The organism is Mycolicibacterium neworleansense (genome assembly GCF_001245615.1).
Classification (GTDB): domain Bacteria; phylum Actinomycetota; class Actinomycetes; order Mycobacteriales; family Mycobacteriaceae; genus Mycobacterium; species Mycobacterium neworleansense.
The window spans coordinates 1436361-1461021 of sequence record NZ_CWKH01000001.1 but is presented as its reverse complement, the minus strand read 5'-3'; the positions used below and the strand labels follow the sequence as shown (position 1 = coordinate 1461021).

At 66.7% G+C, this 24661-nt stretch carries 22 protein-coding genes; 12 read left to right on the top strand and 10 right to left on the bottom strand.

The window, feature by feature from the left end; all coding sequences use genetic code 11:
* The first annotated feature begins 54 nt into the window (after positions 1–54).
* Complete coding sequence (dnaE, locus tag BN2156_RS06845; RefSeq protein ID WP_090511693.1) at positions 55–3603, top strand: DNA polymerase III subunit alpha; 3549 nt, start codon at positions 55–57, stop codon at positions 3601–3603.
* Here the strand turns inward: dnaE and BN2156_RS06840 are convergent.
* A complete protein-coding gene (locus BN2156_RS06840; protein WP_090511691.1) occupies positions 3569–4051 on the bottom strand; it encodes a PPOX class F420-dependent oxidoreductase in 483 nt (160 codons plus the stop codon). The two genes, dnaE and BN2156_RS06840, sit on opposite strands and share 35 nt — an antisense overlap.
* A 55-nt stretch (positions 4052–4106) precedes the next feature.
* On the opposite strand from BN2156_RS06840, the gene BN2156_RS06835 reads away from it, so the two are divergent.
* Complete coding sequence (locus BN2156_RS06835) at positions 4107–4496, top strand: MerR family transcriptional regulator (protein ID WP_090511688.1); 390 nt, start codon at positions 4107–4109, stop codon at positions 4494–4496.
* A gap of 12 nt (positions 4497–4508) precedes the next feature.
* Here BN2156_RS06835 and BN2156_RS06830 read toward each other — a convergent pair whose 3' ends face one another.
* A complete protein-coding gene (locus BN2156_RS06830) occupies positions 4509–5342 on the bottom strand; it encodes a class I SAM-dependent methyltransferase (protein ID WP_210436577.1) in 834 nt (277 codons plus the stop codon).
* A 135-nt stretch (positions 5343–5477) separates the two neighbouring features.
* Here BN2156_RS06830 and BN2156_RS06825 point away from each other — a divergent pair, with 135 nt between their 5' ends.
* Positions 5478–5882, top strand: a complete 405-nt coding sequence (locus tag BN2156_RS06825; RefSeq protein ID WP_090515588.1) for an SRPBCC family protein — start codon at positions 5478–5480, stop codon at positions 5880–5882.
* Here BN2156_RS06825 and BN2156_RS06820 read toward each other — a convergent pair.
* The gene (locus tag BN2156_RS06820) at positions 5876–6106 is read right to left on the bottom strand and encodes a hypothetical protein (protein WP_090511682.1); all 231 of its coding nucleotides are present in this window, start codon (positions 6104–6106) and stop codon (positions 5876–5878) included. The genes BN2156_RS06825 and BN2156_RS06820 overlap by 7 nt on opposite strands.
* Before the next feature lie 75 nt (positions 6107–6181).
* On the bottom strand, positions 6182–6619 hold the full coding sequence (locus tag BN2156_RS06815) for a lipoprotein LpqH (RefSeq protein WP_235625230.1): 438 nt from the start codon (positions 6617–6619) through the stop codon (positions 6182–6184).
* A gap of 138 nt (positions 6620–6757) precedes the next feature.
* Between BN2156_RS06815 and ilvA the strand changes: the two genes are divergently transcribed.
* Positions 6758–8050, top strand: a complete 1293-nt coding sequence (gene ilvA, locus BN2156_RS06810; protein WP_090511679.1) for a threonine ammonia-lyase IlvA — start codon at positions 6758–6760, stop codon at positions 8048–8050.
* On the opposite strand, the gene BN2156_RS06805 is transcribed toward ilvA, so the two are convergent.
* Positions 8051–9283, bottom strand: a complete 1233-nt coding sequence (locus BN2156_RS06805) for an MFS transporter (protein WP_090511677.1) — start codon at positions 9281–9283, stop codon at positions 8051–8053.
* Positions 9284–9369: 86 nt separating this feature from the next.
* On the opposite strand from BN2156_RS06805, the gene BN2156_RS06800 reads away from it, so the two are divergent.
* Positions 9370–9825, top strand: a complete 456-nt coding sequence (locus BN2156_RS06800) for a winged helix-turn-helix transcriptional regulator (RefSeq protein WP_090511674.1) — start codon at positions 9370–9372, stop codon at positions 9823–9825.
* Here the strand turns inward: BN2156_RS06800 and treZ are convergent.
* From treZ to BN2156_RS06780, 4 genes are read right to left on the bottom strand one after another with little or no spacing between them, the layout of a single operon-like run.
* Entirely contained in the window at positions 9819–11552 is a 1734-nt protein-coding gene (gene treZ, locus BN2156_RS06795) for a malto-oligosyltrehalose trehalohydrolase (protein ID WP_090511671.1), read from the bottom strand. The two genes, BN2156_RS06800 and treZ, sit on opposite strands and share 7 nt — an antisense overlap.
* Positions 11545–13812 (bottom strand): malto-oligosyltrehalose synthase, encoded by a 2268-nt coding sequence (gene treY / locus BN2156_RS06790; protein ID WP_090511669.1) that lies wholly within the window; start codon positions 13810–13812, stop codon positions 11545–11547. Before treY ends, treZ begins: the two co-directional genes overlap by 8 nt.
* 1 nt (position 13813) lies before the next feature.
* Positions 13814–15937 (bottom strand): glycogen debranching protein GlgX, encoded by a 2124-nt coding sequence (glgX, locus tag BN2156_RS06785; protein ID WP_235625229.1) that lies wholly within the window; start codon positions 15935–15937, stop codon positions 13814–13816.
* Between the two features lie 49 nt (positions 15938–15986).
* Positions 15987–18155: an acetyltransferase SucT gene (locus BN2156_RS06780; RefSeq protein ID WP_090511664.1), complete on the bottom strand. Its 2169-nt coding sequence runs from the start codon at positions 18153–18155 to the stop codon at positions 15987–15989.
* 91 nt (positions 18156–18246) lie between these two features.
* Here BN2156_RS06780 and BN2156_RS06775 point away from each other — a divergent pair, with 91 nt between their 5' ends.
* From BN2156_RS06775 to BN2156_RS06760, 4 genes are all read left to right on the top strand, one after another.
* Positions 18247–19545, top strand: coding sequence for an adenosylmethionine--8-amino-7-oxononanoate transaminase (locus tag BN2156_RS06775; RefSeq protein WP_090511661.1), 1299 nt, complete (start codon positions 18247–18249; stop codon positions 19543–19545).
* A 65-nt stretch (positions 19546–19610) separates the two neighbouring features.
* Positions 19611–20759, top strand: coding sequence for an 8-amino-7-oxononanoate synthase (locus BN2156_RS06770; protein WP_090511658.1), 1149 nt, complete (start codon positions 19611–19613; stop codon positions 20757–20759).
* The gene (gene bioD / locus BN2156_RS06765; protein ID WP_090511656.1) at positions 20756–21433 is read left to right on the top strand and encodes a dethiobiotin synthase; all 678 of its coding nucleotides are present in this window, start codon (positions 20756–20758) and stop codon (positions 21431–21433) included. The genes BN2156_RS06770 and bioD overlap by 4 nt, the downstream gene beginning before the upstream one ends.
* Before the next feature lies 1 nt (position 21434).
* Positions 21435–21944, top strand: coding sequence for a 2'-5' RNA ligase family protein (locus tag BN2156_RS06760; protein WP_090511651.1), 510 nt, complete (start codon positions 21435–21437; stop codon positions 21942–21944).
* 11 nt (positions 21945–21955) lie between these two features.
* On the opposite strand, the gene BN2156_RS06755 is transcribed toward BN2156_RS06760, so the two are convergent.
* Positions 21956–22564, bottom strand: a complete 609-nt coding sequence (locus BN2156_RS06755; protein WP_090511649.1) for a TetR family transcriptional regulator — start codon at positions 22562–22564, stop codon at positions 21956–21958.
* 71 nt (positions 22565–22635) lie between these two features.
* Here BN2156_RS06755 and bioB point away from each other — a divergent pair, with 71 nt between their 5' ends.
* The 3 genes from bioB to BN2156_RS06740 all read left to right on the top strand — a co-directional run bounded on the left by bioB (position 22636) and on the right by BN2156_RS06740 (position 24650).
* Positions 22636–23643 carry a biotin synthase BioB gene (gene bioB / locus BN2156_RS06750; protein WP_090511647.1) on the top strand — a complete coding sequence of 336 codons (1008 nt, stop codon included), beginning with the start codon at positions 22636–22638 and terminating at the stop codon, positions 23641–23643.
* A 24-nt stretch (positions 23644–23667) separates the two neighbouring features.
* Positions 23668–23913 (top strand): biotin synthase auxiliary protein BsaP, encoded by a 246-nt coding sequence (gene bsaP / locus BN2156_RS06745; protein ID WP_162490748.1) that lies wholly within the window; start codon positions 23668–23670, stop codon positions 23911–23913.
* 62 nt (positions 23914–23975) lie between these two features.
* Positions 23976–24650 carry a DUF2567 domain-containing protein gene (locus BN2156_RS06740; RefSeq protein WP_162490828.1) on the top strand — a complete coding sequence of 225 codons (675 nt, stop codon included), beginning with the start codon at positions 23976–23978 and terminating at the stop codon, positions 24648–24650.
* The last annotated feature ends 11 nt before the right edge of the window (positions 24651–24661 follow it).

The following is a 24661-nucleotide window of genomic DNA, read 5'->3' as shown; positions in this document are numbered from 1 at the left end:
ACGCGTAGCGACACGCGCGGCGGTGTCGGTGGGGCGCCATAGACTGGCATCCCTATGAGCGGTTCATCTTCTGGGTCCTTCGTGCACCTGCACAACCACACCGAGTACTCGATGCTGGACGGCGCCGCGAAGATCACCCCGATGCTGGCCGAGGCGCAGCGTCTGGGCATGCCGGCGATCGGCATGACCGACCACGGCAACATGTTCGGCGCCAGCGAGTTCTACAACTCGGCGACCAAGGCCGGGATCAAACCGATCATCGGTATCGAGGCGTATATCGCGCCCGCGTCGCGGTTCGAGACCAAGCGCGTCCAGTGGGGTGACCCGAGCCAGAAGAGCGACGACGTCTCGGGTAGCGGTGCCTACACCCACATGACGATGGTCGCGGAGAACGCGACCGGTCTGCGCAACCTGTTCAAGCTGTCGTCGCTGGCCTCGTTCGAGGGTCAGCTCGGCAAATGGTCGCGCATGGACGCCGAGATCATCGCCGAACACGCCGCCGGCATCATCGCGACCACCGGTTGCCCGTCCGGTGAGGTGCAGACCAGGCTGCGGCTGGGCCATCGTCAGGAGGCGCTGGAAGCGGCCGCCAAATGGCGCGAGATCTTCGGTCCCGAGAACTTCTTCCTCGAGCTCATGGACCACGGCCTCGACATCGAGCGCCGCGTCCGCGAGGGCCTGCTGGAGATCGGGCAGAAGCTCAACATCCCGCCGCTGGCGACCAACGACTGCCACTACGTCACCCGTGAGGCCTCGCAGAACCACGAGGCGCTGCTGTGCATCCAGACCGGCAAGACCCTGTCGGATCCGAACCGGTTCAAGTTCGACGGCGACGGCTACTACCTGAAGTCAGCCGAGGAGATGCGCGCACTGTGGGACTCGCAGGTGCCGGGTGCCTGCGATTCCACGGTCCTCATCGGTGAGCGGGTGCAGTCCTACGCCGACGTCTGGACACCCACCGACCGCATGCCGGTGTTCCCGGTGCCCGACGGCCATGACCAGAACTCATGGCTGACCCACGAGGTGCAGGCCGGGCTGGAGCGCAGGTTCCGCGGCGCGGCGGTGCCGGCCGAGTACACGGACCGCGCGGCCTACGAGATCAAGGTCATCTGCGAGAAGGGTTTTCCCTCCTACTTCCTGATCGTGGCCGACCTGATCAACTACGCCCGCTCGGTCGGGATCCGGGTGGGGCCGGGCCGCGGATCCGCGGCCGGTTCGCTGGTGGCCTACGCGCTGGGCATCACCAACATCGACCCGATCCCGCACGGTCTGCTGTTCGAGCGCTTCCTCAACCCGGAACGTCCGTCCGCCCCCGATATCGACATCGACTTCGACGACCGCCGCCGCGGCGAGATGCTGCGGTATGCGGCCAACAAGTGGGGCAGCGACCGGGTGGCCCAGGTCATCACCTTCGGCACCATCAAAACCAAAGCGGCGCTGAAGGATTCGGCCCGCGTGCATTACGGCCAGCCCGGTTTCGCGATCGCCGACCGGATCACGAAGGCGCTGCCGCCGCCCATCATGGCCAAGGACATCCCGGTCTCGGGGATCACCGATCCCAACCACGAGCGGTACAAGGAAGCCGCCGAGGTCCGCACCCTGATCGACACCGACCCCGATGTGCGGACCATTTTCGAGACCGCACGCGGTCTGGAGGGTCTGGTCCGCAACGCGGGTGTCCACGCCTGCGCGGTGATCATGAGCTCCGAGCCGCTCATCGACGCGATCCCGCTGTGGAAGCGGCCCCAGGACGGGGCGGTCATCACCGGTTGGGACTATCCGTCGTGCGAGGCCATCGGTCTGCTGAAGATGGACTTCCTGGGCCTGCGGAACCTGACGATCATCGGTGACTGCCTGGAGAACATCAAGGCCAACCGGGGGATCGACCTGGACCTGGACACGCTGCCGTTCGACGATCCGGCCGCCTACGAGCTGCTCGGCCGCGGCGACACATTGGGCGTGTTCCAGCTCGACGGCAGCGCGATGCGTGACCTGCTGCGCCGCATGCAGCCCACCGGATTCAACGACATCGTGGCGGTGCTGGCGCTGTACCGCCCCGGCCCGATGGGCATGAACGCCCACAACGATTACGCCGACCGTAAGAACGGCCGTCAGGCGATCAAACCGATCCATCCCGAGCTCGAGGAACCGCTCAAGGACATCCTGGCCGAGACTTACGGCCTGATCGTCTACCAAGAGCAGATCATGTTCATCGCGCAGAAGGTCGCTTCCTACACCATGGGTAAGGCCGATGCGCTCCGAAAGGCCATGGGTAAGAAGAAGCTTGAGGTGCTCGAGGCCGAGTACAAGGGCTTCAAGGAAGGCATGACCGCCAACGGGTTCTCCGAGGCTGCGGTGAAAGCGTTGTGGGACACCATTCTTCCGTTCGCCGGCTACGCGTTCAACAAATCGCACGCGGCCGGTTACGGCCTGGTGTCGTACTGGACGGCCTACCTCAAGGCCAACTACCCCGCCGAGTACATGGCCGGCCTGCTCACCTCGGTCGGTGACGACAAGGACAAGGCCGCGGTGTATCTGGCCGACTGCCGGCGGCTGGGTATCACGGTGCTGCCGCCCGACGTCAACGAGTCGGTGCAGAACTTCGCCTCGGTCGGCGACGACATCCGGTTCGGTCTGGGTGCGATCCGCAACGTCGGTGCGAATGTCGTTGCTTCGCTTATCAGTACCCGAACCGAGAAGGGCAAGTACGCCGACTTCTCGGATTATCTGAACAAGATCGATATCGCGGCCTGCAACAAGAAGGTCACCGAGTCATTGGTGAAGGCCGGCGCGTTCGATTCGCTGGGCCACCCCCGCAAGGGGCTATTCCTGGTCCACACCGACGCCGTCGACTCGGTGCTCGGCACCAAGAAGGCCGAGGCCATGGGCCAGTTCGACCTGTTCGGCGGTGCCGACGACGGTGGCGGCACGGATGCGGTGTTCACCATCAAGGTGCCCGAGGAGGAGTGGGAGGACAAGCACAAGCTCGCCCTCGAACGGGAGATGCTGGGCCTGTACGTGTCCGGCCACCCGCTCAACGGAGTAGCCCACCTGCTGGCCAACCAGGTCGACACCCAGATCCCGGCAATTCTCGACGGCGACATCGCCAACGATGCGCAGGTGGTGGTCGGCGGCATCCTGGCCTCGGTCAACCGTCGCGTGAACAAGAACGGCTTGCCCTGGGCATCAGCTCAATTGGAAGATCTCACCGGTGGTATCGAGGTGCTGTTCTTCCCGCAGACGTACTCGCTGTTCGGCCACGAGATCGCCGATGACGTCGTGGTGCTGGTCAAGGCGAAAGTGGCCGCGCGCGATGACCGGATCTCGCTGATCGCCCACGAACTGGTGGTGCCCGACTTCAGCAGTGCGCAAGCTGACCGCCCGCTGGCGGTCAGCCTGCCCACCCGTCAGTGCACGATCGACAAGGTGAGTGCGCTCAAGCAGGTCCTGGCCAATCATCCCGGCACCTCGCAGGTGCATCTCCGGCTGATCAGCGGTGAGCGGATCACCACCCTGGAGCTGGATCAGTCGCTGCGGGTGACCCCGTCCTCGGCCTTGATGGGTGACCTCAAGGCGTTGCTCGGTCCCGGCTGCCTGGGGTAGCGGCCAGTTCCACACTGACGATGGCACTGTCGGGCCACAGCGCCCGATTGCGTGCCCGTCGCAGCTTTTCCCGCAAGGGGAGGTCGCTGTGCACGTTGGTGACGCCGGGGATCTTCAGCAGCGGCATGATGTTCCACTGCCATCCGTAGCGTCGGTGCAGGGCCCGGTTGGCCGATTGGGCTCGCTCGCCGTCCAGGACGGTGGCCGTGCCGGTCAGCCAGTCGGAACCGGTGGCACGGCCCTTGTAGTCACAGACCACCAGTTCGACATCGGGCCGGGCGGTGACCCTGCGGGTTTTCGGTCCGATCTTGGTGCGGAACAGGGCCGTTCGGCCATCGAGGATGAACCAGATCGGGGTGTCTACGGCGGTCCCGTCCCGGCGGAAGGTGCGCAGCAGGGCGTACTGGGAGCGGCCGAGGGTGTCAAGGGTGGTGTCGGTTTGTGGCATGCGTCCAGTCAACGACTTAGAGTTGACTCTAAGTCAAGCTCGACGAGGAGGGCAGATGGGCACGACGCTGACCATCGGAGATGTCACGCAGCGGAGCGGTATCGCCCAGACCGCGCTGCGTTACTACGAACAGGTCGGGCTGTTGCCTGCACCGCGGCGCGTGGGCGGGCAGCGCCGTTATGAAGAGTCGGTCCTGATGCGGCTGGAGGTGATCAGACTGTGCAAGGCTGCCGGATTCTCGTTGACCGAGATCGGGTTGCTGCTCGAAGACGACACCCCGGGCCGGCCCGTGGCCCGGGAACTGGCACAGACCAAACTGGCCGAGATCGATGCACAACTGGAGTCGCTGGCGCAGGCGCGGGCCATCATCGAGTGGGGTATGCGCTGCACGTGTCCGTCAATCGAATTGTGTACCTGCGGCATTCATCACGAACTGCCCGCCTGACGCACGACTGGGTCAGAAGCGGTAACGCAGGATGCGCGCCTTGCGGGCCGTGGCCTTGCTGAGCCCGCTGGCTCGTGTGGCGATCCGCAGCGCGCCGGGAAAGAGGTCGACCTCTGGTTCGTGGGTGAGGCTGGATTCCTCGACCAGTTGCAGCCGCGGGTTCCAGGTCTCGGGGTGGTGGGCGTCTTTGAAACCCGGGTAGCCCCACTGACTTCCGACGTCCTTGAACATCTTGGCCGGAAAGAACTTGAGCGCGGCCCGGCTCATCCAGCCGATGCGGCCGTAATCGTTGAACGCCAGTTCGCCGGAAGTGAAGTGCTCGGTGATTCGGCGAAAGATGCCGACGATCACCGGTTCGGTGAGGAATGCGAACAACCCGTCGGCCACCAACATGGTCGGGCGATCGGCGGGAATCGGGTCGGTCCAATCCGGGTCGGCCAACGATGCGGCGACGATGTGTGCCTGGGGGAGCGGCGGGATCACGCGCTCGCGAAGTTCGCTGACTCCCGGCAGGTCCACGTTGTACCAGTCGACCATGGCCGGCGGCGCGACGCGGTGTACGCCGCTGTCGAGACCGCCGCCGAGATCGACCACGACGGCGTCGGGATGGCGTGTCACGAATGCACGCACCCGGTCGTCGAGCATCTTGGCGCGCAGCGCTGTCTGGCACACCACGCTGGTCTGCACCCCGAAGCCGGCGAAGTCGTAGTCGAGTTGGCCGACGGTCTCGTCGGCCATCGTGTCACCGAGGATCGGGCGGGCCCACCGGCTGTCGAGCGCCCGGGCGTACAGGGTCAGGAATGCCGTTTCCTCTACCGGCGTCAGGCCCGCCGTCGCAATACCCACAAGCCCGACCGTACACCCGGTGCGCGACTGAACAGATCGGCGAAAACGTTTACCGCCCTTGCGATCACAGGTTTCACCTCGTCCGCGCGGTGCGCCGGGGTGCGCAGTGAGTTGCGGGCGGCCTACGGTGGAACCATGCGTAGCAGGCATGTGAGCGTCTGGATCGATGTCGCCCCTGACGCGGTATACGCGTATGCGGGCGACCCGCGGCAGTTGGTCACGTGGGCCGCGGGACTGGCCGAGGGCGGACTGCGCCTCACCTCGCGCGGATGGGTGGCGGATTCGCCGATGGGTGAGGTCACAGTCGAATTCACGCCGACCAACACACTCGGCGTTCTCGATCACGTGGTGCGCCTGCCCTCAGGAGAGGCCGTCTACAACCCGATGAGGGTCATTCCAGCCGGGTTGGACGCCACGGCGTGTGAAGTGGTGTTCACAGTCCGGCAACGGCCGGGGATGACCGATGAACAGCTGGAGGCGGATGTCGCCGCGGTGACGGCCGACCTGGAGACGCTGCGGAGGCTGCTCGAAGGTCAGTGATCAGAGGGTGACATGCGGCCCAGTCCGAGCCACACCAGAAGAGTGACCGCGGCGGACGACAGTACGGCCGGTGCCGCACTCATCGTGGCCGCGCCTACGACCACGAGCACCAAGGCACCGATCGCCAGGGCGATCAGCTTGTAGGTCGGCCAGGGCACCCCGGCGATGTCGACCTGGTGATCGGCCCGGGAGGTGACGCTACGAAAGTTCCCGGCGGTGGTCATATGTTGACGATAGCTCGCAACAATGATTTCGGCCAGCCGAAACCTGGGATGAGGCGTGTCGTTCTGCTCGGTCGATCAGCAGTGGGCTTCCACCCGGTACTGGACGTCGGCCGGTTTGGTGGGGCGATCGGCGAAGGAGCCGTGCGCTGTGCCGCTCAGGTGGAAGGTGGTGCCCTCGATACTGGCCTGGGTGTCCGGCGCTTGCGCCTGCGCGCTACCGGTGAAACCGGTCAGGCCCTGGATCCGCATGACCTTGGGCTCGACGGTGCCCCCGGTCTGGACGATCGCGGTGAAGCCCGGTTCCTGCGGCACCGTTTCGATGGTCCACAGCCAGGACAGTTGCGTGCATTGCACCGTGTAGGTCGTCGGCATTTCCTGGTTGTTGATCACCACCCGCGCGGTATGGGCATCGGCCGGGCTGCCGGTCGGCGTCGCACACGCGGAGGCAACCAGCCCCAGGGCCATCAAGGTGCGCGCTCCCGCTCGCTGCACCTTGCGCTGAATGTGCCGCACGGTGCTTGTTTTCCCAGTTCGGAGTTTGTTCAACCACACGCCGTGAATGCGGCCGGTGCGGGGATGCCGGCACCGCGATCTCGGCGCCCTCACCTACCCAGGTGCAGTGAAACCGCTGGCCAGTGGCACCATTGAACGGTGACTGCCGATTTGAGCAAAGGCTCCCGAGTGTCCCCGCTGGCCGCGCCCCTGACCGCGGCCGACATCGACGAGGCCGCGAAGCGAATTTCCGGGGTGGTCACCCGCAGCCCGCTGCAGTTCAACGAGCGCCTTTCGGAAGCGACCGGCGCCAACGTCTACCTCAAGCGTGAGGACCTGCAAGCGGTGCGGTCCTACAAGGCGCGCGGGGCGTTCAACCTGATGGCCCAGCTCTCGCCCGAGGAACTGGCCGCCGGTGTGGTGTGTTCGTCGGCAGGCAACCACGCCCAGGGCTTCGCCATGGCGTGCCGGTCGATGCGAACCCATGGCCGCGTCTATGTGCCGGCCAAGACCCCCAAGCAGAAGCGGGACCGGATCCGCTACCACGGCCGGGAGTTCATCGAGTTGATCGCGGTCGGGTCGACCTACGACCTGGCCGCCGCCGCGGCGCTGGAGGATGTCGCCCGCACCGGGGCCACGCTCGTGCCGCCATACGACGACGTGCGCACGATGGCAGGCCAGGGCACCATCGCCGCCGAGCTCCTCGAACAGCTCGACCAGGAGCCGGAGCTCGTGATCGTCCCCGTCGGCGGTGGCGGCTGCATCGCCGGAATCACCACATATCTCGCCGAGCGCGCCTCCGGCACATCGGTGCTCGGCGTGGAGCCGGCGGGGGCCGCGTCGATGATCGCCGCATTGGCGGCGGGTGAACCGGTGACCCTCGAGCACGTTGATCAGTTCGTCGACGGTGCGGCAGTGGCGCGGGCCGGAGCGCTGCCGTACGCCGCGCTGGCCGCCGCCGGTGACATGGTCGCCTTCACCACGGTCGACGAGGGCGCAGTCTGTACCGCGATGCTCGACCTGTACCAGAACGACGGAATCATCGCCGAGCCCGCCGGTGCGCTGTCGGTGACGGCATTGCTGGAGGCCGACATCGAGCCCGGGTCCACCGTGGTGTGCCTGATCTCCGGCGGAAACAACGACGTCTCCCGCTACAACGAGGTGGTCGAGCGGTCACTGGTGCACCTGGGCCTCAAGCACTACTTCCTGGTGGACTTCCCGCAGGAGCCCGGGGCACTGCGGCGTTTCCTCGATGAGGTTCTCGGGCCCGGCGACGACATCACCCTGTTCGAGTACGTCAAGCGCAACAACCGGGAGACCGGGGAGGCGCTGTGCGGGGTCGAGTTGAGTGCCGCGACGGACCTGGAGGGTCTGCTGGCCCGCATGGAGGATTCCGATATTCACGTCGAACTGCTCGAACCGGGCTCCCCGACCTACCGGTATCTGACCTGATCACCCGCGGCAAGAAGTTCTTTCTGCGACTGCGGCGCACGCAGCCGGCGACGGACGGCGTGAACCAGGTTCGCCTTTTCGGTGGGCCGCTCGGCTGACTGCCCAGACGACCAGCGCACACGCCGCGAACGAGGCGCCGAGGGCACTGGAGCCCGCCCATCCCGCAGCGGAGAACACCGCGGTCGTGGCGACGGCGCCGAGTGCGGAGCCCAGCGAGTAGAAGAACATGTAGCCGCCGATGACGCTGCTGGTGCGGTGCGGATAGGCAGTCGTGAGCAGATGCTGATTGCTCACATGGACCGCTTGTACGGCGAAGTCGAGAGCGATGACACCCCCGGCGACGAGGGCGAGGGACCACGAGGCGTGTCCGATGGCCAGCCATGACGCGGCAAGGAGCACGAGCGCCGCGCCCGTGACGGCACTCGCGAACCCGTTGTCGGCCCAGCGTCCCGCCCGAGCCGCACCGAGCGCGCCGGCCAGTCCGGCGATTCCGAAGAGGCCGACCTGTGCCGTGCTCAGATGCCACGGGTCCGCCGTGAGGGGCAGGGCCAAGCCGCTCCACAGCGTCCCGAACGATGCGAACAGAAAGAACGCGATCAGCCCGCGTGAGACGAAGAGCCGGTCGCCGAACAGGCCGGTCATCGACGTCAAAACTTCGGCGTAGGCAGGGGATTCGCGTCGTGGATCAGGCGGTAGGAGTTTCGGGACCAAGAAGGCCAGGGCCACCAGCAGCACCGCCAGCCCGGCATACACACTGCGCCACCCCCATGCGGTGGCAAGCGCGCCTGCCGCCACGCGTGAACCGAGGATTCCGATGACAACCCCAGAGGTCACCACACCGAGGGTGCGACCGCGCTGTTCCGCAGACGACAGGGCCGAGGCGTAGGCAACGGAGGTCTGCACGACGACGGCGAACAGGCCGGCCACCGCCAATCCGGTGAGCAGCAGCCAGGTCTGCGTGGCGGCCGCTGCCAGTGTCACCCCGACCGCAGCGAGCAACAGGTGCGCGCTGATCAGCCGGCGCCGGTCGAGGATGTCGCCGATCGGGACGAGGATGACCAGCCCGACGAGATATCCGAGTTGTCCGGCCGTGACGATCCAACCCAGCTCGGCCGCCGGCAGCCCGAGGTCGGCGCCGATGCCGGCGAGGACGGGCTGTGCGGCGTAGATCGTCGCAACGGCCACCGCACACACGGTGGCGAAGAACATCCGCAGGCTGAGGGTCAGTTCCATGTCCGCTCCGATCAATTGGTTGCATATTGCAACCAAAAACACGCTACGGCAGAATGGTTTCAAACGGCAACTCTTCAGGGAGGGTGATGGACGAGCTAACCCGCCGTGATGACGTGACCTGGACTGACCCCACCTGTCCGGTGGCGCGCACGCTCGACCTGGTGGGGGATCGCTGGAGCCTGCTCATAGTCCGCGACGCCATGGACGGAGCGCGAGCCTTCACTGACTTTCAGCAGCGCACCGGCATCGCGCGCAACATCCTCACCGACCGACTGCGCCGGCTTGTGGAGCGCGACATCCTCGACCGGGAAACGGCAGCATCGGGCCGGCGGCAGGTGTACACGCTCACCCAGGCTGGCCGTGATCTGTTTGCCGTCGTGGTGGCGCTGCGCCAGTGGGGGGAGCGGCATGCGTTCGAGCCGGGCGAGGCTCGCTCAGTGCTGGTCGACGAGTCTGGGCGCACGCTCGCCGAATTGCGGCCCACGAATTCGCTTGGCGCCCCCGTAGATTCGGACACCACATGCGTGCGGAAGGACTACTGAACGGGCTCGGTGCGCAGAACGGCGAAAGAGTGGCCGGCCAATGTGGTGGCGGCGGAACCGATGTCGGGATCTTCCCAGGCCGCGACGAGTTCCCCGGTCACCGGAACCGACACCTCCTCGGTGCCCAGATTGCAGGCGATGGACAGGGAGCCGCGGTGCAGAACGATCCAGCGCTGGTCCTCGTCGAAGTCGATCGCCATGTGGTCCAGCCACGGATCGGCCAGGTCGGGTTCGGTGCGCCGCAACGCGATGAGCTGCCGATACGTGCGGTGCAGCCGGTCGTGATCGCCGTCGGAGATCTCGCCCCAGTTCAGTTTGGACCGCAGGAATGTCTGGGGGTCCTGCGGATCGGGGATCTCGTCGGCATCCCAGCCGTGCGCGGCGAACTCGGCCTTGCGACCCTCGGCGGTGGCGCGTGCCAGTTCCGGCTCGGGATGCGAACTGAAGAACTGGAAGGGCGAGGAGGATCCCCATTCTTCGCCCATGAAAAGCATTGCCGTATAGGGCGATCCGAGAGCGAGCGCGGCCTTGACCGCCAGTTGGCCCGATGTCAGGCGTTGCGACGGCCGGTCCCCGACGGCGCGGTTGCCGACTTGGTCGTGGGTCAGGGTGTAGGCCAGCAGTCGCGTGGCCGGAATGCTGGCGGTGTCCAATGGGCGACCATGTCTGCGATGACGGAACGACGAATAGGTACCGGCATGGAAATACCCGTGCTTCAGCGTCTGCGCCAGTGTGGCCAGCGATCCGAAATCGGCGTAGTAGCCCTGCCGTTCACCTGAGACCGCGGTATGGATGGCGTGATGGATGTCGTCGTCCCACTGGGCGGTCAGGCCGTAGCCGCCACGGTCGCGCGGCGTGATGAGCCGGGGGTCGTTGAGATCGCTTTCGGCGATCAGCGACAGCGGGCGGCCGAGTTCTTCGGAAAGCGCACCGGTGTCGGCTGCCAGTTCCTCCAGTAGATGGATCGCCGTGGTGTCCACCAGCGCATGAACGGCGTCCAGTCGCAGGCCGTCGGCGCGGAAGTCACGCATCCAGCGCAGCGCGCAGTCGATGATGTACGTGCGGACCTCGTCGGCGTCGGCGTCGGACAGGTTGATCGAACTGCCCCACGGATTCTGGCCTGAGGACAGATACGGACCGAACCGCGGCAGATAGTTGCCGGACGGGCCCAGGTGATTGAACACCGTGTCGATCAGCACGCCGAGTCCGCGTGCGTGGCAGGCGTCGATGAACCGGATCAGCCCGTCCGGGCCGCCGTACGGTTCGTGCACCGCATACCACAGCACACCGTCGTAACCCCAGCCGTGGATGCCGTTGAAGGCGTTGACCGGCATCAACTCGACGAAATCGACACCGAGCTCGACCAGATGGTCCAGCTTGCCGATCGCGGCATCGAATGTGCCCTCAGGAGTGAATGTTCCGGTGTGAAGTTCGTAGATCACCCCACCGCAGATGGACCGGCCCGCCCAGTCGGCGTCGGTCCACGCATCCGGTGCCGGCTGCCACAATTGCGAGCGTCCGTGGACGCCATCGGGCTGACGTGCTGAGCGGGGGTCCGGCAGAACCGTGTCGTCCTCGTCGAGAACGAACCCGTACCGGGCGTCGGTACCGCAGCTGATCTCAGCGCGCCACCAGCCGTCGGCGGAGCGGGTCATCTCGTGCAGTGTTCCGTCCACCTCGACCCGCATGCGGTCCGGTATGGGCGCCCACACAGCGAATTCAGTCATCGGTGCGCTCCAGCAGCGCCACCGGCGAATCGGCGAGCAGCCCGGCCACCGGCACCGCACCGGCCCAGCGCCGGCCGCTGAGGCGGTCCGTCCACTGGCCGTCGGGCAACGCTAATACCGTATCGGCCCAGCCGGTTTCGGCCAATTCCACGGTCCACCTGCACGCGGCCACCACCACATCTTCTCCCCGCAGGAATGACACCAGGTGTGCCGCTGTGCTACCGGTGGCCGGCAGTGGTGTGTAGTCGCCGGAGAGGAAGGTATCCGGCCTGGCGCGACGCAGTGTCAACGCCGCCTTGGTGACCCGCAGTTTGTCATCGTCACCACGGGCCAACGCATCATGGAGCGCGGCATGGTCGACCGGGCGCCGGTTGTCCGGATCGACCAGGCTGTCCTCCGTAGATTCGGTGCCTTGGTACACATCGGGCACCCCGGGGGCGGTCAGCTGGATCAATTTCTGCCCAAGGCTGTCGTTTCGGGCGTGTGCGTCGAGCCGGCTCACCAGCGCTGTCAGTTCGGCAGCGACCGGTTCGTCCAGTACCCGGTCCAGCCAACCGTGCACCTCGTCTTCGAACTCCACGCTGGGGTCATGCCAGGAGGTGCGGGTGGCGGCCTCCCGGATGGCCTTCTCGGTGTAGGAGTGCAGCCGGACACGAAGCTCGTCGGTGACGTTGCCGTCGACGGGCCAGACGCCGAAGATGTTCTGCCACAGGAACAGCGCCGTCTCCCGATCAGGGGGAGTGGTCAGCGTTGCCCACCGCTCGACCGAGTCCGCCCATGTGACGGGCACCTGGGACAACACCCCGATGCGGGCGCGGACATCCTCACCCCGTTTGGTGTCGTGGGTCGACAAGGTCGTCATCGCTGCCGGCCAGGCGCGGCCGCGTGTCGTCGTCCGTTGGTGGAACTCGGCTGCCGACACCCCGAACAACTCGGGTGCACCGCCGACCTCGTTGAGGGACACCAGGCGGGCGTCGCGGTAGAACAGGCAGTCCTCGACCGCTTTGGCCGTCGCCGCGCCGCACAACTGGTTGAACCGCGACACCACCTCGGCGCTGGTGGACAGGGCTACCGAGAAAGCGCTCAGGGCGTCGGTGAGTTCCGGCGCCGCACAAGCTGTTTCCTGGAAGGCCACCGGCAGGATCGTCGCCAGGGCCGGATAGTCACTGCGGTACACGCCGATCCTGCTGATCAGCGCTGCCACGGCGGTCGGGAGCTGTTCGTCGTGCTGTCCGGTCACCGCCGTGACTGCACGGCACAACCGGCTCAGTTCGCTGGCCAGGGTGTGGGTGACGGCCGCGGTCTTGAGCGTCCGTTCGGCGTCTGGGTCCGGGGGCCCGCTGACTGCGGTGAGCCTGACCTTTCCGGACGGGGCGACGAACAGTCCACCGATCTCGCGCAGTGCGTCGTACCCGGTGGTGCCGTCGACGGGCAGCGACGCGTCGAGGCTCTCATCGGCGGCCAGGATCTTCTCCACCACGATCCAGGCGCCGGGGCCGGTGAGCTCACGCAACCACCGCAGATAGCCTGCGGGGTCGGACAATCCGTCCGGATGGTCGATGCGCAGGCCGTCCACCAGGCCCTCATCGAACCAGCGTTTGATCTCGGCGTGGCTGGCGTCGAACACGGCACGGTCCTCCTGCCGCAGCGCGGCCAGCGACGTGATCGAGAAGAAGCGCCGGTAACCGCAGATTCCGTTGCGCCACCCCGTCAGTCGGTAGTGCTGACGATCATGTACCTGGGCGCCGGTGCCGCCCCCGGTGCCGGGTGCGACGGGGAAGACGAGGTCACCCAGTCGCAGCAGCTCCCCGTCGACCGCCAGATCGGCGACGTCGTCGTCGGAACCCAGCACCGGCAACACGATCCGCCCGCCGTCGAGATCCCAGTCGATGTCGAAGTAGTCGGCATAGGCGGAGGCCCGGCCGTGCGTCAGCAGGTCCCACCACCAGCGGTTCTGCTCAGGCTGGGCGACACCGACGTGATTGGGCACGATGTCCACGATCAACCCCATGCCACGGGACCGGGCAGCCTGCGAGAGTCGGCGCAGCCCGTCCGGGCCCCCGAGTGCGGCCGACACCGTGGTGGGATCGGTGACGTCGTAGCCATGAGTGGACCCATGCGAGGCGGTCAGGATCGGCGACAGGTACAGATGCGAAACGCCCAGCTCGTCCAGATAGTCGAGCAGGTTCACCGCGTCATCGAATGTGCAGCAGTCCCCACGCATCTGGAGCCGATACGTGGACAGGACCTGGCTGGGCATGTCAGGCCGTCTTGCGCAGGACGAGCAGTGAGCGGGCTTGCAGCGAGATCTTCTCGCCCGCGGCGACGACCAGATCCGAATCGCCCGTCGGACTGGCGGTGTCGAGGTCCCCGGTCCATTCGGCGGCGTAATCGCCGTTCGGGGTGACGAAATCCTGCTCATGGTCATTGGCGTTGAAGCACAACAGGAAGGTGTCGTCGACGACGCGCTCACCGCGGGCGTTGGGTGCCGGGATGGACTCGCCGTTGAGGAACACCGCGACGCAGGTGCCCAGCCCGGTGCCCCAGTCCTCCGGGGTCATCTCGGTACCCCCGGGGGTGAGCCAGGCGATGTCGCGGACCTGATCCCCGCTGCGGATCGGCTTGCCCTCGAAGAACCGGCGGCGCCGAAACGCCGGGTGGCGCTTACGGAAAGCCAGCACCTTCCGGGTGAATTCGAGGTGGTCGGCGTTGGATTCGAGCAGGGACCAGTCCATCCACGACAGTTCGGAATCCTGGCAGTACACATTGTTGTTGCCCAATTGGGTCCGCCCGATCTCGTCGCCGTGAGCGATCATCGGGGTGCCCTGGGAGAGCATCAGCGTTCCCATGATGTTCCGCATCTGTTTTGCGCGCAGGGCCAGGATCTCCGGGTCGTCGGTCGGTCCCTCGACCCCGCAGTTCCACGAACGGTTGTGACTCTCGCCGTCTCGGTTGTCCTCACCGTTGGCCTCGTTGTGCTTCTCGTTGTAGGACACCAGATCGTTGAGGGTGAATCCGTCGTGGCAGGTCACAAAGTTGATGCTGGCACCGGGACGTCGGCCGGTGGCTTCGTACAGATCCGAGGAGCCGGTCAGCCGGGAGGCGAACTCGCCGAGGGTTGCGGGCTCGCCCCGCCAGTAATCGCGCACAGTATCGCGATACTTCCCGTTCCATTCGGTCCACAAACCTGGGAAGTTGCCGACCTGGTAGCCGCCCTCGCCGATGTCCCACGGTTCGGCGATCAGCTTCACCTGGCTGACCACCGGGTCCTGCTGGACCAGATCGAAGAAGGCTGAAAGCCGGTCCACGTCATAGAATTCGCGGGCCAGCGTGGAGGCCAGGTCGAACCGGAAGCCGTCGACGTGCATCTCCAGCACCCAGTAGCGCAGCGAGTCCATGATCAGTTGCAGCGTGTGGGGATGCCGGGCGTTCAGGCTGTTTCCGGTCCCGGTGAAGTCCTTGTAGTACTCGGGTTGTCCGTCGAGCAGCCGGTAGTAGGCGGCGTTGTCGATGCCGCGGAAGTTGATGGTCGGGCCGAGGTGGTTGCCTTCTGCGGTGTGGTTGTAGACCACATCCAGGATGACCTCGATGCCGGCGTCGTGGAACGCCTTGACCATGGTCTTGAACTCGGCGACGGCGCCGCCGGCGTGCCGGGTGGCCGCGTACTGGAAGTGCGGAGCGAAGAAGCCGACCGTGTTGTAGCCCCAGTAGTTTCGCAGCCCGAGGTCCAGAAGCCGGTGATCGTGCATGAACTGGTGTACCGGCATCAGCTCGATCGCGGTGACGTTCAGCGACTGGAGGTACTCGATCACCACCGGATGGCTCAGGCCCGCGTAGGTGCCCCGAAGTTCCTCCGGGATACCCGGGTGGGTCTGGGTCATTCCCTTGACATGTGCCTCGTAGATCACCGTGTCGTGATACGGCGTCTTGGGTGCGCGGTCCGAACCCCACTGGAAGAACGGGTTGATGACCACGCTCGTCATGGTGTGGCCCAGGGAGTCGACCTGTGGCGGCGTTCCGGTGCCGGGCGGGTCGGCCGTCAGATCGTAGGAGAAAAGGGCCTGGCTGAAGTCGAAGTCGCCGTGGAACGACTTGCCGTACGGGTCCAACAGCAGCTTGCTGGGGTCGCACCGGTGCCCGCTGCCGGGATCCCACGGGCCGTGCACCCGATACCCGTAGCGCTGGCCGGGTGTCACCGTCGGCAGATAGGCGTGCCAGACGTACCCGTCGACCTCTTCGAGATTGATCCGTTGCTCGGTGCCGTCCTTGGCGATCAGGCACAGTTCGACACGCTCGGCTACTTCGGAGAACAACGAGAAGTTGGTCCCCGCACCGTCATAGGTCGCGCCAAGGGGATACGGCTCGCCGGGCCAGACAGTCGACATCGGCGTAGGGGCGGAAGACGGAGGCACTGCGGACGACGGCGGCATGGTTTCACCACCAACCGGTGGCCGCCGCCATCTGACGGCCCAGTTCACCTGTCATGGTCCGCATGTACGTCGTGGAGATGTGATGAGAATCGTGGTACAGCAACACATTTCCCTCCACCACGCGGCAATAGTCCTTACGGCACACCGCATCGCTCATGTCGAGTGGCTTGAGCAGAGGAAACCTCCCGACGAAATCCAGCGTGGGGTTGTGGTCGGAGAGTACCTTGGACCGCTCGATGCCGCAGGAGATGGAATCGCCGCCGTTGGCCAGGCAATCGTATGGGAAGTAGGGCTCGCCGTTGCGGGTCAGCCATGGGGTGTCGCGCATAGCCAGGACCGGAATGTTGTTCTTGGAGAAGGTTTCCCAGATTCCGATGTAGGTGCCGGGCATCACGTCTCCCGGCTTGATGTTCCAGGGCCGAGTCGAGGTGGTGAAGACGAAGTCGGGACGGTCGGTGATGAGCTGCGACATCACCTTTTCGTTCCACTCATGACATTTCGGATACGGGCGGTTGTCGCCCATCACGAGCGGCGTTTCCTCGGTGGTCAGGGGGCAACCCATCTTGAGGTAGGTGACCACTTTGAAGTTGTGCCGGCGGCCCAGCAGGTCCAGTGCGGTGATCCAGTGCTCGGCGTGCGATCCGCCGGCGACTGCGATGGTGCGCGTCGCGTTCTTGTCGCCGTACGTGCAGTTGATGATGTCGGTGTTGCCGAAATCGCTGATGCAGCCGTCGGTCGTGGATGCGGGCAGATCGTCCTTGGCCTCGAGCACGGTGGGGCGCATCGGCAGTTTGGGGACGCGCGCGTGGTCGAGCAGTGCGCGTGCACCCGGATAGTCGCGGGCCGACAGTCCGGACAGTTCCTTGCCGTTGGCCCGCTGCACGGTGACATGCTCACGCCAGGTGAACGAGGTGGCCGTCAGTGCGATACCGAGAAGACCGACGATGGAACCGAGAACGATGGTCGGCCGCCGCAGGCGCACCCGCAGCGGAACCGGAGCCGCGGTGGTGGTGGCCTTGGCCTTCTGCGAGCGCAGGGGCTCTTCGATGTAGCGGGTGGTGAGCCACGCCAGAACGCCTGAAACGAGCAGCACGATCGTGCCCTCGAGGAAGTTCGCGTGTGAGTGGCCCGAGTAGGACAGCCAGAAGATCAGCAGGGGCCAGTGCCACAGATACAGCGAGTAGGCCATCGAGCCCAGTGATACGAAAGGCTTCGTCGCCAGCATCCGGTTGGGTGCGGGCAGCCGCTGGCCCGCGGTCGGATCGTCGGCTTGGTTGGCGGCGGTCAGGATGAAGATGATCGTGGCGCCGACCGGAACCAATGTCCACGGCCCGGGAAATTCCTTGACGCCGTCGATCCACCAGCCGCACGACAGGATCGCGGCCAGCGAGACGGTCGCCAGGATGGTGCGCAGCCACATCGGCCACCGCACCGCCGGGACCAGTGCGCCGGCAAGTGCGCCGATCAGCAGCTCCCAGCCACGAGCGAAGCTGTTGTAGTAGGCCGTGGCCTGGTCGTTGTTGTGGGCGATGATCGCGTACACGAAGGACGCGATGGTCAGTGCGCTCAGTAAAACGATGAACGCGGTACGCAGGTGGCGGCCGAACAGCCGGCGGCCGAGAAAAGCGAACCCGAAGACCAGCAGCAGAAACGCCAGATAGAACTGTCCCTGCACCGACATCGACCAGATGTGCTGCAGCGGGCTGACCGCCTCACCGGCGCGAAGGTAGTCCGCGGCGGTGTTGGCCAGCTCCCAGTTCTGGTAATAACCCAGGCTTGCCAGGCTTTGGTCAGCAAATGTTTCCCAGCGGGTTTCCGGCTGCACGAGGATGGTCAGCACCGCGGCCGCGGCAAGCACGACGACGAGCGCGGGAAGCAGGCGTCGAATCAGTCGGACCACTTCGGGAAGCGGCCACAGCGGCGCCTCTGGGTTCAGTGCGATCCGCAGGATCTTGCCGCCGAAGAAGAATCCGGACAGCGCCAGGAATACGTCGACACCACCGGAAACCCGACCGAACCAGATGTGGAACATCGCCACGAGGGCGATGGCGACGCCGCGCAGTCCATCCAGATCATGGCGGTAGAAACCCGATGCACGGGTACCCATGACTGCGCGTGGAACGGAACCGGATTCGGTGCCGGGCTCCGTCCGGGGGGCGTCAAGGGTTTCCATGGTCGAGGCCAATTTACCTAACATCGGTCTGCCGCTCACATTTCGGATGCGTGCGTCACAGTCTGTGAGCAAAGGGCTAGGCTGCCCGACTGTGGCTGAGCTGACCCCAGCGCAGATCAATGCCATCGACGCGGCCCACATCTGGCACCCCTACAGCGCCATGGGCTCCGCGGCGCTTCCGCCGGTAGTGGCGGTCGGTGCCAAAGGCGCGTGGCTGTCTGTGATCGACCCTACCGACGGCGCAACGATCGAGGTGATCGATGCGATGGCGTCGTGGTGGACGGCCGTGCACGGTCACGGGCACCCGGTGCTGGACCGTGCGATCAATGACCAGCTCGCCACCATGAATCACGTCATGTTCGGCGGTCTGACGCATGAACCGGCCGCACGGCTGGCCCAACTGCTGGTCGAACTCACCCCCGAGGGCTTGGAGACCGTCTTCTTCAGCGATTCCGGGTCGGTGTCCGTCGAGGTGGCGGTGAAGATGGCGCTGCAATATTGGCGCAGCCTCGGCAAGGGCGCCAAGCACCGCCTGATGACATGGCGCGGCGGCTATCACGGCGACACGTTCACCCCGATGAGCGTGTGCGATCCCGACGGCGGCATGCATTCGCTGTGGACCGACGTTCTGGTGCCCCAAATTTTCGCACCGCCCGTGCCGGCCGACTATCAACCGGCCTATAGCGAGGCGTTCGAACGGCAGCTGGCCGAGCATGCCCACGAGCTCGCCGCGGTGATCGTTGAACCCATGGTGCAGGGCGCCGGGGGCATGCGCTTTCACGATGCGCGCTACCTGTCTGACCTGCGCGCGATCTGCGACCGCCACGATGTGTTGCTGATCTTCGATGAGATCGCCACCGGATTCGGCCGCACCGGCAAGCTGTTCGCCGCCGAACATGCCGGGATCAGCCCCGACATCATGTGTGTGGGCAAGGCGCTCACCGGCGGTTACATCACGCTGGCGGCCACACTGTGCACGCGCGAGGTCGCGCGGACGATCAGCGAGGGGGAGCCCGGCGCCCTCATGCACGGACCGACGTTCATGGCCAACGCGCTGGCCTGCGCGGTCGGCGTTGCCGCGGTGGAATTGCTGATCAGTGGTGATTGGCCGGCCCGGGTGGCCGCGATCGAAGAGGGATTGCGGGAAGGTCTTGAGCCGGCCCGCTCGCTGCCCGGAGTAGCCGATGTCCGGGTGCTCGGTGCGATCGGCGTGATCGAGATGAGCGAGCCGGTGGACATGCGCGTGGCCACCCTGGCTGCGTTGAGTCACGGCGTCTGGCTGCGCCCGTTCGGCAAGCTGATCTATGCGATGCCGCCCTTCATCTGCACGCGCGCGGAGGTCGAACAGATCACCGCGGGCATGGTCGGCGTGGCGCGTGCACTAACCTGAACGGTGTTCAAGGGTCGGCACCGCCGACGTGTTCAAGGCCGAGGATCGGCATTGAGGAGCACCACGTGACGCGCACGGAGCTTTCACCGCTGGCCTGGCTCGCCGACGTCGAGCAGCAGCGCCGGCAGGCCGGACTGCGTCGCGAGCTGCGCACCCGGCCCGCCGTGGCCACCGAGCTGGACCTGGCCTCCAACGATTACCTCGGGTTGTCGCAGCACCCGCAGGTGCTCGACGGCGGCATCGAAGCGCTGCGGACCTGGGGTGCCGGCGCCGGGGGATCCCGGCTGGTCACCGGTAACACCGAACTGCACGAGGGGTTCGAGACCGCCCTGGCGACGTTCGTCGGGGCCGAGTCGGCGTTGGTCTTCTCCTCGGGCTACACCGCCAACCTCGGCGCCGTCGTCGCACTGTCGGGACCGGGCTCGCTGCTGGTTTCCGACGCACTCACCCACGCGTCCCTGGTCGATGCCTGCCGGTTGTCGCGTGCCCGGGTCCACGTCACCCCGCACCGTGACGTGGACGCGGTCGATGCCGCGTTGTCGGCGCGCACCGAGGAGCGCGCGGTGGTGCTGACCGAATCCGTGTTCAGCACCGACGGGGCACTGGCGCCGCTGCGTGAGCTGCACGCGGTGTGTCGCCGGCACGGCGCGCTGATGCTCGTCGACGAGGCACACGGGCTCGGTGTGCGCGGCCCGGGCGGGCAGGGCCTGCTCTACGAGGTCGGGCTGGCCGGGGCGCCGGACGTCGTGATGACGACGACGCTGTCCAAGGCCCTCGGCAGCCAGGGCGGGGTCGTGCTCGGCCCGGAGCCGATCCGCGCCCACCTGATCGATGCGGCCCGCCCGTTCATCTTCGACACGGGGCTGGCCCCGGCGGCCGTCGGCGCGGCGTGGGCCGCGCTGCGGGTGTTGATCGCCGAACCGCAGCGAGCCCAAGCCGTGTTGCACCATGCCGCTGAACTGGCCCGGATCTCCGGGGACGCCGCTGTACCCGAATCCGCGGTCGTCTCGGTGATCCTCGGCGATCCGGAGGTGGCGGTGGCGGCAGCCGCGGCCTGCCTGGACCGTGGCGTCCGCGTGGGCTGCTTCCGTCCGCCGACGGTCCCTGAAGGCACCTCACGACTGCGCTTGACCGCGCGGGCCTCGTTGACCGCCGACGAGATGGGCCTGGCCCGGCAGGTGTTGACCGAGGTGCTGTCGAAGGCCCGGTTGTGAGCACGTTGGTCGTCACCGGCACCGACACCGGTGTCGGCAAGACGGTGACGACCGCCGCGCTGGCGTGTGCGGCCCGCCTCGCCGGTCTCGACGTCGCGGTGTGCAAGCCGGTGCAGACCGGAACCATCGACGGAGACAACGACCTCGGTGAGGTGAACCGGTTGTCCGGGGCGGACAACCTGCACGGCGGATGGCGGTATCCGGAGCCGCTGGCCCCGGTGGCCGCTGCGCACCGGGCCGGGTGTGCGTTGCCGACCCGTACCGAGTTGGTGGAGGCGGTGCGCGGTGCCGAGATTCCCGGCGGGCTGACCGTGGTCGAAGGAGCCGGTGGTCTCCTCGTCGAACTGGGCGCTGACGGCGTCACGGTGCGTGACCTGGCCGCCGATCTGTCGGCGGCCGTTCTGGTCGTGGTGTCCCCGGGCTTGGGAACACTCAACCACACCGCTTTGACCTTGGAATCGCTTTCCGGGCAAGGGATTCCGTGCGCCGGCCTGGTGATTGGCGCGTGGCCGGAGAACCCCGGCGTGGCGGAGTTGGGCAACCGGGAGGCGCTGGCGCGGCTGGCGCCCGTCCGCGCGGTACTGCCGGCCGGTGCCGGCGGCGGGACTGCCGAGGAGTTCGAGGCACTGTGTGCCAACGCCTTCGACCGAGACTGGCTGACCGGCCTGATCTGACATGGTGCATTCCGTCGAGCTGGTTTTCGACCCGGACACTGAAGCCGCCGTCCGCGGAATCTGGGATGCGCTGCGCGACGCGGATATTCCCAGCCAGGCACCGGCCAGCCGGCCGCATGCCACGCTGACGGTGGCCCAGCGCATCGATGCCCGGGCCGAGGAGGAACTGGGTGTGCTCGTCGACCGATTCCCGTTGCCGTGCCGGATCGGGGCGACGCTGATCTTCGGCCGTTCGGCCGGGGTGCTGGCGCGGCTGCTGGTTCCGACTGCCGAGCTGCTCACGGTGCAGGCCGATGCCCACCGGCTGTGTCTGCCGTTCATGGATCCGGCCCCGATGCCGCACGCCGAACCGGGGCAGTGGACGCCGCACGTGACCCTGGCCCGGCGAGTCGCTCCGGGGCGGCTCGCCACCGCGATGCGCATCGCCGGACGTCCGGCCGAGATCGTCGGACGGGTGACGGGCCTACGACATTGGGACGGCGACAAGCGCACCGAACACCCGATCGGCTGATCGGGCGGCGATCATCCCTGCCCGATGTCGCGGCCGGCGCTGAGCGTGCTGGCGCCGCGGACTGCCAACCCGTCGACGAGCAGTTGCAGGCCGAAGGCGAACTGACGTGACGTGTCGCGATTGAGCACCGACTGCTCGTCGGTCAGAGCACCCGCCGCGTCCCACTGCAGCCGGGATTGTTCGTCTGCCGTGAAGCCCAGCACGTAGTAGAGCACCGTGCGGGCGGCCAACTCGTCATCAGGCGACATGACGCCGGCCCGCTGGGCCGCATCGGCGAGCTGCGCCACGATCTCGCCGACGATCTGGGACTGGCCGGCGGCAAAACTGGACGAGACGAGCTCGGCACCGTCGGTGTGCGACAGCAGTGCATCACGCAACGCCGCGCAGGTCTGGTGGATCCGGCCCGGCCAGGCTGTTGCGGTGCCCTCGACGCGGACGGGTTGCAGGATGCGGTCGGCGACGGCGCCGAGCAGTTCCTGTTTGTTGGCGAAGTGCCAGTACAGCGCCCCCGGGCTGACATTGAGCTCACGGGCCAGGCGCCGCATCGTCAGGTCGGCGATGCCGTAGTTGTCCAGGATGGCCGTCGCCGCATCCACCACGTCGGGTTTGTGGAGTTGCACACCGTTACCCTAGCCTGAACGGTGTTCAAGTGTCGGCTCGACCGGCCACATGATCCACAGGAGGACGTTTCGTGACGCAGGCAGCCGTAGATGTACTGGGCGTAGCTCGCGAGCAGGTGCTGGAGCGTGGCGTCGGCCTCGACCAGGATCAGACACTGCAGGTGCTGCAGCTGCCCGACGACAAGCTCGAGGAGCTGCTGGCCCTGGCCCACGAGGTCCGGATGAAGTGGTGCGGCCCCGAGGTCGAGGTCGAGGGCATCATCAGCCTCAAGACGGGCGGCTGCCCGGAGGACTGCCACTTCTGCTCGCAGTCGGGTCTGTTCGCGTCTCCGGTGCGCAGCGCCTGGCTGGACATCCCGAGCCTGGTCGAGGCCGCCAAGCAGACCGCCAAGACCGGCGCCACCGAGTTCTGCATCGTGGCCGCGGTGCGCGGCCCAGATGAGCGGCTGCTGGCCCAGGTGGCCGCGGGCATCGAGGCGATCCGCAACGAGGTCGACATTCAGATCGCCTGCTCGCTGGGCATGCTGACCCAGGAGCAGGTGGACCGCCTCAAGGACATGGGCGTGCACCGCTACAACCACAACCTGGAGACGGCCCAGTCGTTCTTCCCCAATGTCGTCACCACCCACTCGTGGGAGGAGCGCTGGGGCACGTTGGAGATGGTGCGCGAGGCCGGCATGGAGGTCTGCTGCGGTGGCATCCTCGGTATGGGGGAGACCCTGGAGCAGCGCGCCGAGTTCGCCGCCAACCTGGCCGAGCTGAACCCGCACGAGGTGCCGCTGAACTTCCTCAACCCGCGCCCGGGCACGCCGTTCGGCGATCTCGAGGTGCTGCCGGCGGCCGAGGCGCTCAAGGCAGTGGCGGCGTTCCGGCTGGCGCTGCCGCGCACCATGCTGCGGTTCGCCGGTGGCCGCGAGATCACCCTGGGTGACCTCGGTGCCAAGCAGGGCATCCTGGGCGGTATCAATGCCGTCATCGTCGGCAATTACCTGACCACGCTGGGCCGCCCGGCCGAGTCGGATCTCGAATTGCTCGATGATCTGCAGATGCCGATCAAGGCCCTCAACGCCAGCCTGTAGAACAGGGGTGTGGTGATCTCCGAGATGGCAGAAACGCCGGCTCTGCCCGCGCCCGTCGGCGCCGGGCTGTACAACGTCTACACCGGGGTCCAGGCTGACGCGGCGGAGGGCAGCGTGCTGCCGACCGCGGCACAGCTCGGCCTGGAGCCGCCCCGGTTCTGCGCCGAGTGCGGCCGCCGGATGATCGTCCAGGTGCGCCCGACCGGGTGGTGGGCGAAGTGCTCGCGGCATGGGCAGGTGGATTCCACGGACCTGGATACGCGGCGATGAGCCTCTCGGGCGAAGAGCAGAGGGCACAGATGAGCCTCTCGGGCGAAGAGCAGAGGGCACAGATGAGCCTCTCGGGCGAAGAGCAGAGCGCGCCCGCCGGCCTGGCATACGCCGATATCCCTGGGGCGCCGCGGGTTTCGCGTGGCCGGGCAGTGCTGATCGTCATTGCCGCCCTGGCCGTAGCCGGTGCCGTGCTCGGCGCGCTGTGGGCTTTCCTGGCTCCGGGGGTACACGGCGTGGTGGCGTTGACCCGTAGCGGTGAACGGGTGCACGCCTATCTGGGCGGCGAATCCGACCACTTTTTCACCTCGGCGTTCATGTTCGTGGGCCTGCTCGTCGTCCTGGGTGTCGTCGCCGCGGTGGCGGTTTGGCAGTGGACCCCGCATCGCGGGCCGGTGCTGGCCGCCGCGCTGGCGGCCGGGTGCGCGTTGGCCACGGCGGTGGGTGCGGGTGTCGGTACCGCGCTTGCCTATTGGCGGTTCGGTTCGCTCGATATTGCGGCCGCTCCCGTGACCCCGGAACACCGCGTGCACTATGTGGTGCAAGCGGCATCGGTCTTCTTCGGGCACACGTCGCTGCAGATCGCCGGAACGATCTTGTTTCCCGCGGCCATGGCGGCGATGGCCTACGCGCTGATCGCGGTGTCCACGGCGCGCGATGATTTGGGCGCCTGGCCGCCGGTGCAGACGCCGACCTATCCGGTGATCCCGCCGGCGGTCAGTACGCCAGGGGCTTGATCCGAACCCTG